The organism is Paenibacillus sp. 01T422 (assembly GCF_056398785.1).
In genome coordinates this window covers 1-16,147 of the sequence record NZ_JBFTQB010000026.1, presented here as the reverse complement: position 1 = coordinate 16,147, position 16,147 = coordinate 1, and the positions used below count along the sequence as shown (strand labels likewise).

Sequence of the window (16,147 nt, the reverse complement as noted above, 5' to 3'; positions counted from 1 at the left end):
GGTTATCCGCGGGTAATAGGTAATTAATCCTGCGGTTACAGGAGGTGTTCCCAAGCTGCCACTATTTACAATACAGTGATTGGAATTCATGTAAAAACCATGAGGTCTTGAGCCAGGGTACATGGATGGCAACATCGGCATAATGATATTTTGCAATATCATATCTTTTGATATCAAATATGCGGCATTTGCATTCTCCGACATCATACTTGGATCAACAAGAAGAGGAAGCCCGCTCATATCTCTGTCCGTAGTTACAGAAAGGATGGAAAGATAGCCATTTCCTTCTTGGCTCTCAACATATGCATAGGTACATTGTTTAGGTGATAACCAGGTATCTGTACCAGGCTTGACATAATTTATTTGTGCAAAAACATAGCTGATTATTGATGCGCGTTCTACCAAATATTTTGCAACTAACCATAGTACAATATTTTTTGCTGTTTCACTCAGGCAACCGGCCCTATCTATAACTGTGACTGGGGAGACTGCACCTTCTTTCTTGCTTCCGATAGCGCCAAGCTCAGAAATATTAAACATCAGTTCGTGCTTCGACGGGTCGATATTGGAAGGAAGAAACTGCAAGGAAACCTGAACAATAACATCGACATTTGATATTTCTTTAGAATTTGAGCTGATTTGCAGCATACCGTTTACGATGGGGATTTTTAAGTGAAGAAGCTTTCCTGAGCCTCCTTTGACGATTTCCCAAGGTGCTAAATTACATTGAATGTGTGAATGCATGCCTTCAATTTCGGTAGAATAGTCAATTAGTTGTGGAAGTGTGTTCATGTTTTCAGCAAGAACTGAATTAACACGGTTAATATTAATACTGTAGACTGTATCCCAACCGTATGTCTCCATTAACCCTCCTTTAAGATCAGTTAATAATTGGACATCGCTTCATACATTCTCATGAATACTTCCTTCTAGCCATGTGTACTTTTCAAGATTAAGTATATCTCCTACGTGAAACTCAAGGGTACTAACGAAAGTTAGCTCCGCGCAAAAAAAATAAGCCAATAATAGAGCATCTATCTGCTCCAATTGTTGGCTTATCTTTTATTCATTCCATTTATCTACTCTAATAATCCTCTTTCCCTTGCGCGCGCAATCGCCTGAGCTCGTCGTTTCGCCCCAAGCTTACCGTATAAGTTGAAGACGTAACTCTTGACCGTACCTTCCGTTAACCCAAACCGATAAGCGATTTCCTTGTTAGACAAGCCATCCGCCAATGCGTACAGCATTTCCATTTCGCGCGTCGTCAGCGTTTCGACAAGCGGCAGCGAATCTTGGACAGGCAATGTGGAAGGGCTAGCGATATCGTTTGAATCTCTAATCTGTTGACGCCAAAGGTTGAATGATCTCAAATACACCATTCGGGCGATCATGAGATCTAGCACCTCCAGTGTCTTCGTAGAGAACACGCCAGGGAGGAGGTTATTCTCCAAATACAGAACGGACGACCGCGACTGCTCCGGAAAAAGAACCGGCATACAAAGGATGGATAGCGGGAGACTGTGATGAGCATAGGAATCCGTCGTAAATAGGCTTCGCGAAGCATTTCCCAACACAACCGGTTCCCCAGTCCGGGCGACATAACGTACGATAGTCTCTATGAATGAAACCTCATTTCGAACATTCTTATAAACGCCCGCCTGCTCCTCTATCGTAATGCCCTCTTCGTGACTGGTTAACACGTATCCCTTCTCCGCACCTGAATAACTAATCGCCGATTCCAGGAAATGATGCATCACATCCTCGCTATTTTCCGTACTCGACCATTCCGAAATTTGTCTAATGAACACATTCTCATCGCCGATTGTCGGTGCCCTCTCGCGCTCCTTTTCAAATCCATCTAATCTTTTAGCCACTATTCCGTCTTCTTGCGATTGCGATTGGGCGCCTGAGAACCGTAGATCCGGGTAATCCTCTCGCAACCTCTGTGCTTTTCTTGAAGCGCCCCAAGCCGAATAAGCAATGCAGGCATCCGCCATCAACACGTCCGCTCCGTTCCGACTTCCCGCTTCCCTATAGAATACGGAAGCTCGTTCACAAGCAATCGCTTCCATCAACCTGTCTTTTTGGCTTCGCGCTTCGCGGATCGCATCATCGTACCCTTTGGCGGCAGCAACCGAATTCCCGTCAATCCTGTACAACTCGGCCGAGACGAGCAGGCAGACCGAAGTGTTCTGTCCATAGTATCCGGACCATTGCTTCATGACCCGCAATAACTTCTTCAGCTTGCCCCGAATACCTGGGCGTTCCTCGGTCGGCGCTTCGGTATATCTAGCGGCAAGCGTAAGCGCATGATAAACATGTTGCTTGCGAGCTTGCAACCAATTCTGTCTGGCGGTATTGAACTCCCCTTGTTCTATCCACTCCAGGGCTTCTTTGTACCGTCCGAACAAATAAGCGATTTCTATTTTACAGGTATGGATATGAGAAACTTCGTTATTCATAGTCCCTTTGAATCGATCATTCTGCACTGGCAATACGACTTCCTCGCCCTCGCCGTCACCACCCTGCAATTGGGCGATATACCACCGCGAGATACGAAAAGCGTTCTTCGCGACCTCATCTAGAAGCTGCCTTGACAGATCTTCATATTTCGTTATCCGTGCAGACAATGTATGTAAATCTCCAGTATGGGTGACCGCACATGTAAACGCCACTAGGCTAACAAAGACCAAATTCGCGGATTCCATTCCATAACGCATCGATTGCTCGAAATGCGCGATACTTTCTTCCGGTTGGTGTAGTAGTCTAGCGATTCCCCTGAAGTAGCTCAGCTTGCATAACAAATCCGTACTTTCGAAAGATGACGCTATTCGGAACGCAGCATCCATGCACTGACGACTTATTGGGGCTGCAACGCTCTTATTTCCAAGAATGATGACACCGTAAAACGCGAGGATATACGCAAAAGCCTCGCTACTTCCTTTTCCAACCTTCAGGCTGAATCGAATAAATCTGGAAAATAACACGAAGGATCGTTTATTACTTAATGAAAATACCGATGTCGATATCGCCATGACCAGATTGGACATTGCAATGTGATGGGGATCATCGCTTGGCACAGGCTCCGGTTCGTTAAACATGCTAGTCAATGCGATCTGTAACAGGTGCATTTCTTCCTTGATCAGGGCATTGGAGGGTTTCGCCGGCAGAGGAAATCCGATTTCCTCAAGCGCCTTGAATCCAATAGCAACGGCCGTTCGATCTTTTTTGAGATAGGCATACATGGAGATTTGAATCAGGTAAATACGGGAGCGCTCGACCATGCCTACGGTGCGGAGCAGTAGCTGATCCAGCAACTCTTCCGCGCGGTCGACGCTTCCGCACATATATTCGCACACGGGCAGTTCCAGCATTAAACGATACGCTAGAGAATTCTGCCCCTGCTCATCATTCTCGACAAGACGCATGCCTTTTTCCAGGAAATTCTTGGCGGTGGCAAAAGCCGTGGAAGCCTTCGACTTCAAAGCGGCTTGGAGATTATAAGCAGCTAGCTCCCTCTTCTCTGCTTGGCTTGTCATTCGTTCGCTACCCAGATTCAAGTGATATACCCGATCAAATATCCAATCGTCAGGGCTCTCCGATGCAAGGCTGCCCATCGAACGTCCGATCTTTAGATGTAGATCTGCTTGCTGTGTTTCGTGAATCGTCTGATAAGCGGCCTGCTGCACTCGGTCATGCAGAAAGGTGTAGAAAACCTCGTCTGTATCCGCTTCACTGAAATCATTCTCTTGTGAGATTAATCCCTCTTCCGTGACTACACGCAAAAGCCGTTTCGCATGAGTCATCGTGTGCCCGCTTGCCGCAGCGACAGTCGACAGTCGGAATCGATGCCCGATAGCCGCCGCTACGGCTAGCAGTTCAATGATATGGGATGGCAGCATGCGGATACGAGTACCGATCAAATGCAAAATGTCGGGGTCTTCCGGTATTTGCTTAACTACTGCTGCATCCCAGGCCCAATTGGATTTCTCCTCGTCATAATACAGCTTTTTTTCACGGTACAAACCGTCCAGAAGACGGTGTAAATAGAGCGGATTCCCACCTGTGCGGTGGTATAACGACTCCGCTAACAACCGAATACGAGCCGAATTTTCCTTAACGATATGTGATACGAATTGTCTAACGTCGATATAGGTCAGAGGATCGAGCGCAATATGCTGCACGTTAAGCAAAGTTGAAGTTGTATGCCGGGGGAATGAATTTTCTATCCATGCGGTTGCCGTTTCTAGGGGATCTTCGATCGCTATCTGATGCGGCGCTGCCTCTTCCCGGAATGCACCTATCAATAATAAACCATGTAAAGTGGGGTCTTGTGCAACTGTACGAAGGGTATCCATCGTAGCAGAATCCGCCCATTGCAGATCGTCCAGAAAGAGTACAAGGGGATGCTCGCTGTCGGCAAACATTTGTATGAAAATAGGAAACAGCAGACGAAAACGAATGGCCGCTTCTGCAGGACCCAGCATTTCTACCGAAGGAAGTTTACCAAGGAGCTTCTCCGCTTCCGGTAAAAGTTGTGTAATAACACCCGCTCTGCGGCCTAATGCCTCCGTTAACCGTACTTTAAGTTTTGCGATGGATTCTGGAGATTCGCTCCACACTTGTCGAATCAATCTTCGAAGCGCTTCCAGTATCGATGAGAACGGAATATCCCGATTCATCAGATCGCATTTGCCCGCAATGAAGCGGCCACCTGCCCGTATAACCGAACCTTGAAGCTGTTGAACGAGCGCGGTCTTACCGCTACCTGCCCCTCCAGACACAATGACAAATGCGCATGAATCGGCACGAGCCTGTTCTACAGCTTTGGAGAGCTGAACCTCTTCCGCCTCGCGTCCGAAGAGGCTGTTCGGGAGCTGAAAGCGGCTGTCATCGTCTGCACGGGCAATCTCGAAGGGAACAATTCCACCTGTCTCTTCTATAGAAGAGATACATCGCTGTATATCGACTATCAAACCGTGAGCGCTCTGATAGCGTTCCTCGGGCATCTTCGACAAAAGTTTCATAATCATACCTTCGAGAGGGCCCGTAATTTCCGGACGTATTTCGCTCAGAGGAATCGGCATCATGGCAAGATGGGCATGCACCCATTGTTCCTTGCTCAGTGCTCGAAATGGCAGGCTCCCTGCAAGCATTTCGTATAAAACCATCCCTAACGCATACAGGTCGCTGCACTTCTCAGGAGTACGATTGATCCTACCCGTTTGTTCTGGAGATAGGTAAGCGTAATCGGTTATACGAATATCGGTAAGCTCGGCAAGCTTTCTCTCTAATTGAATTCGAACGCCTGCCGGGTTCAAATTCCCGATAATCGTATCCCGTTTGTGGTAGGTATAGACCACATCCGTCAGTGTTAGGGCGATTTGCAGAAAAGAAGAAATATCGATTGTAGTCCCATTCATCAACTTCCGTAATTCGATTCCTTCCATTGGTGGAATGTTGTCCAATCCTCCTTCGTGACCCATTCATATTTATATAAATACTATTATTGACTCTTTATCATTCTACCATTAATTATTAATAATGTAGATCGTGATGGGGTCGTGTACGGACCTGACGCGGAACATGACTTTGAGCAGTGCTTATCCGATAGGGTTGACGTACTCCCTGCTCTTCTTGTCCAATCTGATGAGAAGAGCTTTCCCTCGTTCGGGCGGTACTTAATCGATAAAATGAATGACCCCGGGCGATGCTTGAAATTTCACTAGAGCAACTTTACGCGAATCATTTTGAACATCGCTTCCCCGCGCCAAAATGCTAGGTAACCCTTATCCCGAGGATCGAGATTACATACATTTTCGATCGCTTTTATCGCTGCGGCGGAAGAACAGGCCAAGGACTCTGCATGGGTCTCTCCATTGTGAAGGAGATTGCTGAAACGTATCAGGGCACCGTTGAAATGTCAAGCATTCCGTATCAAGAAACCGCGTTCCAATTCAAACTGCCTAAGTAAAAGACAATTCCAAATATTCATCCATGAAAAAAAGGAGACCCTATGTGTAAAGGTCTCCCCGTACCACTTCTGTTGTTTGGCGTTCATCATTTCTAACCGCCCATTGACTTTCCCTCTCCAACGTAATAAAATATTTTTACGTAACATAATCATTGTACTGGAGGCATCCTCTCCATGCTAAACGATATTCAAGAGAGGTATTACATCGAGTCACCCGAGCAAGCTACTGTGCTGCTTAACCCCATCCGTGGGGAGATTATCGCGCAGCTCCTCGAACCTGGCTCAGCGGCTGAAGTAGCTCGAACGCTTGGCGAGACCGCGCAGCGGATCAACTATCACTTGAAAGCTCTGGAAAAAGCGGGTTTGGTACAGCGAGTCGGCACGCGTCAAGTGCGCAATCTGGTAGAGGTGCTGTACAGATCCATTGCCAAAACCTTCGTGCTAGCTGATTGCTTAAGCATGAAGCCCGAAACCGTGCAAAAGCTGAAGGACCAAAGTTCGCTCGCCCATCTTGTCACAGCTTCAGAGAGAATTAGACGTGACGCCATGCTTCTCATGGAGCAATCTGATGTTGGTGAAGAAATCCCCAGTGCTACGCTGCAGCTGCAAGTTCATTTGTCTGGTGAACATCAGCGACAGGCCTTCATTGAGGAATATGCTGCCATGGTACAGCAGTTGGTAGAACGCTACGCTGCCGGTAAAGACGAGAATGAAGCCTATCAAGTATTATTAGCCGTGTATCCGAAACCGAAAGAATGAGGAGGACGCCTGCGATGAGTCAAGAACATGAACAAGAGCAAGAAAAAGGATCAAAAAGAGAACAGAAGAACACCGTGCCAGGAGCACCTGTTATCACTTGGGAGCGCCCTGTAGAGCGCGTAGTTCCTAACAAAACAGACAGCCAAGTAATCTCCATCGACGATTATCGTCGCCAGAGCTTATCTGAGTCAGAAGCTACCGTCATCGTCCGTGAATTCCATTCTCAGAGCGAGGAACCTGTCCGTCTTCTCATCATTTCCTCTGGTTTTGGCCAGAAACAGCCTGTTTACCGTCACACTGTACAAAGCAGAGCCGCATCTTAACACGATAAGCTACTCTCAAAATAGAAAGGATGAATCCTATGAGCTTCATACCTATGGTTGTTGAACAAACTGCGCGCGGAGAGCGCTCTTACGATATTTATTCCCGTTTGCTTAAAGACAGAATTGTCTTCTTAGGAACAGAAGTGAATGATCAAGTAGCCAATGCTATTATTGCCCAGCTATTGTTTCTTTCCGCTGAAGATCCTGAGAAAGATATTTCGCTTTACATTAACTCCCCCGGCGGTTCAACGTCAGCCGGATTGGCTATCTTTGATACGATGAATTTCATCAAACCTGATGTTTCTACTATTTGTGTGGGAATGGCCGCATCCATGGGCGCGGTACTTCTGGCAGCCGGTGCGCCAGGCAAGCGTTTTGCCCTTCCAAACGCTGAAGTCATGATCCACCAACCTTGGGGCGGTGCTCAAGGGCAAGCTAGCGACATTCATATTCGCGCTCAGCATATTCTCAAAACACGCCGCACACTTAACCGTATTCTCGCAGAAACGACGAAACAGCCGATCGAGAAGATCGAGCTGGATACGGACCGCGATTACTTTTTGGATGCCGCGGATGCGAAGACGTATGGCCTGATTGACAAAGTCATCGAGAAGATCTAACTTCGCGACCATGACTTTTAGGATAAAAGGGAACTATAGTCCGTTATTTCCGCTGAGAACGACCAATTGGCAAAGCAAACGGAACTGTGATCCGCTATTCTCGCGGTTTTAAGCGAGATGAGGCCACCCCGAGGCAAATAAGACCCTACAGTTCCGCAGGGAACTGCAATTAGCCGATTTAGGCTCAAATAGCGCACTCTAGTTCACTCCCGCACTTGAATAATACGAATTATATGATAGATCGACACAAAGTAAAGGCTGTCTCACAAGTAGGAATTTCTACTTTCGAGACAGCCTCTTTGTACTATATGGCTACTTTAATCCTAAACCTAAACTCGGATAATACCTTCCCTCGTAATGGTCAGCTTCTCCCAGCCGCTGTCCGTAATCAGGTACGTATCCTCAACGCCGACCACTCCGCGTCCGGGAAAAGTGAACTTCGGCTCGATCGCGATGACCATGCCAGGCGCCAACGGGTATTTGAAACCCTTGGCGAGAACCGGCAATTCGTCGATCTCGAGCCCAATGCCGTGACCAAGGAACTTCACTTGGTCGGCGCCGTACCCCATGAAGTGGGCGCTCAGCCCCGCTTCCTGCACTTGATCCAGCRCGAGCAGATACAGATGCTCGGCAATCATGCCCGGCTGCAGCTTAGCCTCCGTGGCGCGGAGCACCTGCTCCGCCACGTCGTAAGCCTGCTGCAGCTCAGGGTCCAAATCGCCGATCACAAGCGTACGCGTCTGATCGATCAAATACCCGTCGACCATGCAGCCAATGTCGACGAGGATCGGTTCGCCGCGCACAAGCAGCGCGCGGCCTGAGCTTTGCGGGCTGGACGGGTGGAGCCCCGTGCCCCCGGCCGGCCCGTCAAAATAAGTGGGCACCGCTGCCGCCGCGCCTGTCGCGACCATTCCGGTGATTAACTCGGAATTGTACGCGCGCATGCGCATCAGCCCTTKGTGCCCGCGCAGCCGGAGCTGATGCTCGATGAGCGCCATCAGCTCAAACTCCGCCATCCCCTCACGAATGTGGGGGATGACCGCTTCCAGCGCCGCGTCGACAACGCGCGCCGCCCCCCGAATCGCCGCGACTTCGTCCGGCGATTTGATCATTCGCTGCTCGCGCACGAGCAGCGAGCCGTCCTCCCAGGCCGCGCCGGGCAGCGCCGCCTGGAGCTTCCCATACAGCTGGACGGGTAACACGTCCAGCTCAGTCGCAATCCGCAGCGCCGCATCCGCCGCAGCTAGCCCGCTCGCGCAGCGCGCGCGAAGACGCTCAGCCAGCGTCTTCCAAGATCCCAGCGCTTCCACGTCCGCTGACGCTTCCTCCTCCGCTCGGACCAAACTCCGGCGAACGAGGTACAACGCCTCGCCCTCCGCGGGGATGAACAAATACCCCGTCTGCATCGAGCCGCAGTAATAATATATATCCACATGATGGGTGACCAGGAAGCCGGACCATCCTCGTTTGATCATCTCACCCTGAAGCCACTGCTGCCTTTGCTGGAAAATCGTCATTCGTACCTCTCCTCACAACTCCAAGAATGTACACCTCATCTGCTATTATACATTCAAAATACCATTTCTGCCGAACACTTAATCCTCCAGGTTATAGGCTGCAAAACCGTATACGTTCTCGGAAATTTCAAACGAATAAACATAATCACCCCTGGTCGGTCTAGCGTAACCGAATAACCATAAGCGGAATTCGTATAGGTATAAGGAAACACCTCCCCTTCATTAACGATCTTAAATAACTCCACCACCACCTCATCCTGTAGAAAAGTGCCCGGCAGCGGACCATTCGCCGCATCCAGCCTTAAATTTGCCTGTAAATATTGCAGTGCCACAGCCTTTGCCCTGCTCTCATCTATGGCATGGATGCCCTCAGCCAGCTTCACTTGATCACTTTGCTGAGCCGCCGCATGCACCGCACGGTTAAGCGCATGCTTCCCATGAAAAAGCGTGTGCATAGCGAGCTCTTCATCCGTTTGCAGCGCATACATCGACATAAACACTACACTCATCAGCGCCATGAATAGCAGCTTATACACAACATCCCCTCAACCTTCAAGGTACATACTCACTCATCTTCATGCCGCTGGCCCCCATACGATCTGTTTCCGCAGGGACAGTGATCCCCACCAATTCATCAATAACAAAAAGCCTATGATACGGGTAGGTCAGCTTCAATCGCAACCCCACTCCCCTCCAAACAGGAGCACTAGCATTCGTTCCTCCTGTCCCTGTTGTGGTTTCGACCGTATAGACAAGATCCCCTGGCATAAATCCCCTTTCCCCCATACGAGTCCTGGATTCTTGAATCATCAAATTATCAATGTACCCATGCCTGCCGTTAGCACCAATTTCCAGCAAATAATCAACCTCTTTTTGTAAAACAGCCTGGCGAACAATGACGACATGTTTATACACAGGAGCAAACATGAACCAACAAAACATAGTTACAAGTAAAACGAACACCAATAACTGCTTCATGGATCAATCCGTTCTATCGTTCCATTAATTCTGGCACCGCCACTACTCACCTGCTTGCGCGTTCCCGTATTTCCTCCAACCACATTGTTATAAATAATAATTACAACCATAATAAGCATCACTGTCACCAAAATCGATCTCACAGCCTGCCCCCTACATTAAGGCCTCAATGCCGTAATATCCGTATTTGCTTGTGTGCCATGCGTCGAGATATTCCGCCTTAATCCTGTCGATCCATCATTAACAATCGATGTGAAGAGGAAAGCAACCACAATCAGCATCATAACGGTAACTAAAATATTTCTCATAACGCGCCACTCCTTTAGTTAATTGCATGAAATAATCGCTGACCTTCGGCAACCCATGGGTACATAAACACCCGAAACGTATTCAAGATCGGCAGTCCCGCAAGCACAAACAACACATAAGAAACTGCCTCTTTTTTACTCTCCCGAACTAATTCCATCTTCTCTTTGTAGTCCTGAATCCTTTGCTTGAGCAGCTCGTAATAACTGACATGCTCATTCAATCTGAGCACATTCAAGGTCTCCCCGAAGCTATGTGCTTCGTCCGTTCCCAACCTTATTTTGAACTGGGCAATTGCCGCTTCCGAGCCTTGATACCATTCATTGAGCAGCAGCCCGAACTGCATCCGGATCGAACGAGTTTGAGCGGCGCATAAAGATAACTTAGCGTGCAAACTCATATGGGAATCATTGTAATAAAGCAGATGATGACTAATGACGTAAATTTCCCGCACGATGCGATTTGCCCTCTTTTCCTTCAACTGAGCCAGCACTTTTTTATCATAAAACAAAAATAGCAACATGCAGGCCGCCCCGGTTAAGACATAGATAGGCTCAATAAATAAAGTTAGTACTGGATGCTGCAAGCCAGCATACCCTAAAGTCCCTATTAGAAAGGCTGCACCTAACAGTATTCTTCTACCGCCTTCATAGAGATCTGCATTCACCCGAATGCCACAGCCTAGCAGCAGCTGGCGCTTCGCTTCAATAATCTTTGCCTTTAGCCCTAAGCATTTGAACAACCAGTCAGGAAGCTTTTTCTCCCGAAGCACGTTCATAACTTGCGACGTCCTCCACCTATTTGCCCGGACAGGCACAAGCATAATGCCGTGATAAACGACCGTCATGATAAGCACAAATAGGAGCACATTGGATGCAATCTGAATCATTTCAATAAACCCTCACACCCTCACATTCTCCGCATTGAAAGATAAATCCCCATAATAAAAGAAACGAATATGAGCAAAAGGGCATCCAGAATCATATTTCGTCCGCCAGGGTCCAAAATATAGTATAAATAGGCATTGTCAGCGTTTACTTTGAAATTAATGAACAAAAATAAAGCAAGAAACAAAATCGGTGTAAAATTGGCAATCCGAATCTCCAAAAGTCGATTTCTTTCCATTTGATCGGATCGCTGCGCTTTTCGCATGTCGATGATTAGTTCTTTGAAACTGTCACCAACAAAACTTCCCTCCGTCAAGGCCACACGCATAATACCAATGAAATACTCCGCCCATGCATGACCCAATGTGAGTGAAAAAATGCGCAGGCTCTCCTCCTTGTCTCTTTGTGTCATCAAATTACGATACAGCTGTTCAAATACAGGCTTAATCGGATACAAAATACGGTTTTCCTCCAAACAATATTTCAGCGCCATTTTCATGTTTTTATGAGGATCTACCATATAGTACTGATAAAATACTTCTACAGCTGGGAGAAACTCCAGTCGGGTCTGCAGCCTGACACTGACCAGTTTAAGCCGAAGCAGCACGTAGGGCAGAGACACGCAGATACAGGTCAAAATTAAAACCCCTTTTACCGATTGAAAATACAAGATTCCCGCTAAAACACCAACTAAAAATAAGACAAAAGTTACCACCAGCATCGTTTGCAAACTCATGCCTAATTCGACCGATTCCATCATCTCCTTTACATGCTTAATCAATCGACTTCTATTGCCCAAATATGCGCTGAAACGATTGCCGAACGAAGACATTTTGACATAATGCAGCCTAAATCTGGCTTTGCGCTGTCGGATTAATACATGTAAAATGGATCGCACAGCCAGGAATACGACGATAAACAGCAACGCTAGAAAGGCATATGTAGCAAAAATCATGCCTACTCGCCTTCTTTCTCAATAAATCCGAGCTTCGTCAACAAAGCATGCCCCTCATGGTCAGCCTTACTGATTTTCCGCGATGCAGGTTGCGACAATTTCCCGGGAAATTTCCATTCCTCTGTCGACTTGTCATAAGCTGCGAGTTCCGTCACGCAAACCTCCTCATTTTCGTACCGATATTCGACGATCCGCACAATCTTCCTTTTCCCGTGGACTACCGCCATCTCCATCCCGATTTGTGTCACAAATGTCGTGATCCGCTTCGTCAAACGCAAAGGGTCCATTCCCCTGCCATCCAGCATGCACATGTCCGTAATCGCATCAGGAACATCCTCAAGTTCACTTACGTGAACGGAAGTAATGCTGCCTTCATGACCTCTCGTACATGCCCTGACATACAGGTTCGCATCCTCGTCCCGAATTTCAGCGTGACAAATCCGTTTGGGTGATTGCCTTAATGCCAACTTAAAAGCCTGCAAGCCGGAATGTCTCGGATCTTCCTCGTCAATTTCGTATTCGACGATATTTTTATACGGAAAATCACGCTTCAAATTTAATTCAAATCGCGATTCAATCGTAATAATCCTTTCGTTATGATCCATTTCGGCAATAATCGCTTTAATAAGATTGGTTTTACCTGAATTCGTGGGGCCAATAACGACTATGTTAAAATAAGAATGGATTAAACACCGAATCAATTGCTCCATTCGATGATTCATCGTGGCCAGCTCCGCAGAAGCTAGAGTCGCCAAGTCGAATCTCTTTACGGTATAAAAACGAATCGTCAAAGTCGGTTCAGCCGTAAATCCGAAGCCGGTCATCGTCACTCGTGATCCATCGCGCAGCACAACCTCGGCCCAGCGCTTTCTAGGATTCAGCGTATCATTGTTAAAAAGCACCAAATTTTGTTGAATTCTTTCTAATTCACGTACAGAAGGTAGCGCATAAGTAGATGGGATCGCGTTCCCGCTACGCACCTCAAAAATCTGCCTCCCCACAACCTGGATCTCTTCAAGTCCCTCCTTATGCTTCAATACTAGCTCCAGTACATTCATTCCGATAATTTCGGCAAAAATCGCCTCTGGCAAAGTCGTATATCCACTGGTCCGTGGAGGCATACCAGTAAGCCTTCTTTTGGAAACGAGGTCATGAATAACGGCAAGCAGCTTCCCTCGATCCTCCTCATAACCAAGAATGGCGCGATTAAGCGTCTCATTATACAGTTGTTTCTCTGCCTCAGTCCTGCCTTTCATCGTCACGAGCTCACTTCGTATATCCTGTACCCACTGATCAAAAATCACATCTTCCTGTGTGGACTCTCCACCAGCCCCCTCTCTTGAATCGCTGCAACTATCTCTAGTTCCTGTCTCTAATCTAACCATTTTCTCTATGCTGCAGCTGCTCCCCGCGTATGTTCCTGTATCTACGACCTTTTCCTTCAATTTTCGTTCGTGCATGTAAGTAATAATCGAAAACCTTTCCTCATTCACTCCTTTCACCCCGCTTTCATGTCATTAACTTGCCGTTTTTCTCCCTGTCATCAGCTTCTGCAGCCATGTAATTTGTCGTACCGTCTCCTTCCTGGGCAGCTTATACAAGTCGGCTAATTTGGCCGCTACAGCCTTAACCTCCTCATACATCGGATGACCTGGGGTCAGCATGTCGAGCAGCTTGCCTTGATTACAACGAGAAAGCGCGTCTCCATGTTTASCAATCTGTCCGATCAAATGCAGCTGAGTTTCCTTGCGAATATCTTTAATCGTAAACTCATTATGCTTCGATTGACGTTCTGTCTGAACGGCCATTAACTCAAAACCATCCGGCTGCAAACCAAAAACCGAACCAACCTGCCTAATCCACCGCGAAAAATCTTCCTGAAAATGAGCAATATCCGCTGTCGTAACGACAACCTTGCTGTCAGCTTCCAATAACCCGCAAACAGTCGCCGCATTGTCCCAATAGGCATTAACCTCTATGACGCAAATATCAAAGGCCCTCCGGGCAACACGCAGCAAATGTATGATCTCTGATGGCGAAAAGAACTCCGCTTGCTCGCGCAGCATATTCCCATAGAGGACATACAGACCGTGGGTTTCCTTGGGTTTATCACAAACGAGCAGCAGCCTTTCCGGCGTCAAGCTTTGAGCTTTTAGCTCCGCGCGCAAGCCATCCAGCGTAAACCCGTTCTCATCTCTCCCTAAATAACGATGGAGCTTAGAGCTTTTTAGGTTCAAGCATACATACCCTACCTTCTGTGACGTCTCCGCTGCCAGCGAATATGCCACACCAAAAGAGGCCAAAGTCGTCCCTATATTTGGTGTGGACCCAATAAAAGTAACTAACTTACCTACAGGCTGCTGGTATCTTAGATCTCCCCCGAACCCATCTACCCAAGCCCGAATGTCATCAGCAATGACTGCGGTACTGCGCCCCGGCTGAATGTAGTCCAACCTCATAAGTTTGCACATTTTCACATACTTCTCGTTGATCGTCACATCATGATAATTGGAGAGCAAAACAATGATTTTCAAGTCTGGTTTTACTTGCTGCAACCCTTCAAGAAACTCCTCCAAACTACCGAAATCAAGTTCACGATCCGAAATAATCACATGTGAAAAAGTTAACTCCGCTAAATTGCTGATTAAATCTACTGATGATGATGAAATCATCCAGTTCAATGGTTTTCTATAAACGACATGAATAATTTCGTCTATTAATCTTTCATCTGTTGAAAGTAATCCAATATTCATACCTCATCCCTCCTTATCTCTCATTCTCCAGTCAAAATCGAAGAGGAACTGAAAGCAATCACCAGCTTTGCTTTCTTCGAGCTGCATAAACGATCAATCTCCAGCCACTCATTTTCGGTTAGATTCAAGTTGATTTGGTCAATTGCCCCGTTAGCTTCCAAGCGGGAAGCATACATTTTCTCCTTATCTCCTTCCACCTTGGATATCAGATTTGGATTTTTGGGATTGTCGACTTCCACATTCGCGGATGATTTTACAGAAGCAACTGTAACTTCTTTTTCTTCAAAAAGCCTGCGTGAACTGCCAGCATCAGTACCATCAGTACCCGAGACATACATACGAACACGATCTCCGGCCCGAATACCGTTAGATACCGACAGCAAATATTCTTTAGGCATTTGGAAGGTTGCCTGCCGCTCATTCGGAAGCATATGATAGCGGTTTACCTTCCATTTCAAAACAGGCTCCTTCGTGCCAAGCGGTATCAGCGTTTCCTGCCCAATAATCTCGCTTAGACTAGTCAGCATACCTGATGTGTAGCTTCCCTTTTGAACAGGTCGAAGCTCCACCATATCCTCACGTATGAGGACTCCTGCACGAATGAAATCTTTGGGAACAACGACCGGGACCGTCTGCTGCATCTCAACCTGATTAACCTGCAGCACGTATACCCCATACACGAGCATTGCCGCCATAACAGCAGCCACCACAGCAATAAGCAGGCTTCTCCTGCGATTCAAAATCTCACCTCCATCGACTATAAAAAACAAAAAAACGCAGCTCTCGGACATTCATCCGAAATCTGCGTTCTTCGCTCATTAAAAATATCATAGAATCTTCCATATTTCAACATAAATTACGAAAAAAAATCATTGCACTTCCGCAAGCGTTGGAAGTGCAGGAATCGCACCGCGACGCGTTGTCGTGATAGCGCCCACGCGGTTGGCAAAGCCAAAAACGCGCTCGGCGACGCCAGCTTCAGCTAGCGCGTCAACCATGTTCGCAGGCGTCACGCCAAGCGACGCCAGCTGAAAGAGCATGCCGCCGACGAAGCTGTCGCCGGCGCCTGTTGTAT

General features: G+C 47.4%; 17 protein-coding genes. 4 read left to right on the top strand and 13 right to left on the bottom strand.

Annotated elements, in window-relative coordinates:
- Together AC1DUA_RS02865 and AC1DUA_RS02860 are read right to left on the bottom strand one after the other, a co-directional pair.
- Positions 1-864 (bottom strand): TULIP family P47-like protein (locus AC1DUA_RS02865; protein ID WP_477498296.1); only part of this gene is annotated, 864 nt, incomplete at its 3' end.
- A 215-nt stretch (positions 865-1,079) separates the two neighbouring features.
- The gene (locus AC1DUA_RS02860) at positions 1,080-5,468 is read right to left on the bottom strand and encodes an AAA family ATPase (protein ID WP_477498295.1); all 4,389 of its coding nucleotides are present in this window, start codon (positions 5,466-5,468) and stop codon (positions 1,080-1,082) included.
- A 323-nt stretch (positions 5,469-5,791) separates the two neighbouring features.
- On the opposite strand from AC1DUA_RS02860, the gene AC1DUA_RS02855 reads away from it, so the two are divergent.
- From AC1DUA_RS02855 to clpP, 4 genes are all read left to right on the top strand, one after another.
- Positions 5,792-5,974 carry an ATP-binding protein gene (locus AC1DUA_RS02855; RefSeq protein WP_477498297.1) on the top strand — a complete coding sequence of 61 codons (183 nt, stop codon included), beginning with the start codon at positions 5,792-5,794 and terminating at the stop codon, positions 5,972-5,974.
- Between the two features lie 174 nt (positions 5,975-6,148).
- Complete coding sequence (locus AC1DUA_RS02850; protein WP_477498294.1) at positions 6,149-6,733, top strand: ArsR/SmtB family transcription factor; 585 nt, start codon at positions 6,149-6,151, stop codon at positions 6,731-6,733.
- Between the two features lie 14 nt (positions 6,734-6,747).
- Complete coding sequence (locus AC1DUA_RS02845; protein ID WP_477498293.1) at positions 6,748-7,056, top strand: hypothetical protein; 309 nt, start codon at positions 6,748-6,750, stop codon at positions 7,054-7,056.
- A gap of 38 nt (positions 7,057-7,094) precedes the next feature.
- A complete protein-coding gene (clpP, locus tag AC1DUA_RS02840) occupies positions 7,095-7,676 on the top strand; it encodes an ATP-dependent Clp endopeptidase proteolytic subunit ClpP (protein ID WP_477498292.1) in 582 nt (193 codons plus the stop codon).
- A gap of 329 nt (positions 7,677-8,005) precedes the next feature.
- On the opposite strand, the gene AC1DUA_RS02835 is transcribed toward clpP, so the two are convergent.
- The 11 genes from AC1DUA_RS02835 to AC1DUA_RS02785 all read right to left on the bottom strand — a co-directional run.
- Positions 8,006-9,193, bottom strand: a complete 1,188-nt coding sequence (locus AC1DUA_RS02835; protein WP_477498291.1) for a M24 family metallopeptidase — start codon at positions 9,191-9,193, stop codon at positions 8,006-8,008.
- Positions 9,194-9,246: 53 nt separating this feature from the next.
- A complete protein-coding gene (locus AC1DUA_RS02830) occupies positions 9,247-9,729 on the bottom strand; it encodes a hypothetical protein (RefSeq protein WP_477498290.1) in 483 nt (160 codons plus the stop codon).
- A 16-nt stretch (positions 9,730-9,745) separates the two neighbouring features.
- Positions 9,746-10,171, bottom strand: coding sequence for a hypothetical protein (locus tag AC1DUA_RS02825; RefSeq protein WP_477498289.1), 426 nt, complete (start codon positions 10,169-10,171; stop codon positions 9,746-9,748).
- Positions 10,168-10,314, bottom strand: a complete 147-nt coding sequence (locus AC1DUA_RS02820) for a hypothetical protein (protein WP_477498288.1) — start codon at positions 10,312-10,314, stop codon at positions 10,168-10,170. The genes AC1DUA_RS02825 and AC1DUA_RS02820 overlap by 4 nt, the downstream gene beginning before the upstream one ends.
- 15 nt (positions 10,315-10,329) lie before the next feature.
- Complete coding sequence (locus tag AC1DUA_RS02815) at positions 10,330-10,479, bottom strand: hypothetical protein (RefSeq protein ID WP_164819826.1); 150 nt, start codon at positions 10,477-10,479, stop codon at positions 10,330-10,332.
- Positions 10,480-10,493: 14 nt separating this feature from the next.
- On the bottom strand, positions 10,494-11,366 hold the full coding sequence (locus AC1DUA_RS02810; RefSeq protein ID WP_477498287.1) for a hypothetical protein: 873 nt from the start codon (positions 11,364-11,366) through the stop codon (positions 10,494-10,496).
- A gap of 20 nt (positions 11,367-11,386) precedes the next feature.
- Entirely contained in the window at positions 11,387-12,319 is a 933-nt protein-coding gene (locus AC1DUA_RS02805; RefSeq protein ID WP_477498286.1) for a hypothetical protein, read from the bottom strand.
- 2 nt (positions 12,320-12,321) lie between these two features.
- Positions 12,322-13,812, bottom strand: coding sequence for an ATPase, T2SS/T4P/T4SS family (locus tag AC1DUA_RS02800; RefSeq protein WP_477498285.1), 1,491 nt, complete (start codon positions 13,810-13,812; stop codon positions 12,322-12,324).
- Between the two features lie 24 nt (positions 13,813-13,836).
- Entirely contained in the window at positions 13,837-15,072 is a 1,236-nt protein-coding gene (locus tag AC1DUA_RS02795) for a CpaE/TadZ family protein (RefSeq protein ID WP_477498284.1), read from the bottom strand.
- Positions 15,073-15,092: 20 nt separating this feature from the next.
- Positions 15,093-15,812 (bottom strand): CpaB family protein, encoded by a 720-nt coding sequence (locus AC1DUA_RS02790; protein WP_477498283.1) that lies wholly within the window; start codon positions 15,810-15,812, stop codon positions 15,093-15,095.
- 129 nt (positions 15,813-15,941) lie between these two features.
- Positions 15,942-16,147 (bottom strand): PfkB family carbohydrate kinase (locus AC1DUA_RS02785; protein ID WP_477498282.1); only part of this gene is annotated, 206 nt, incomplete at its 5' end.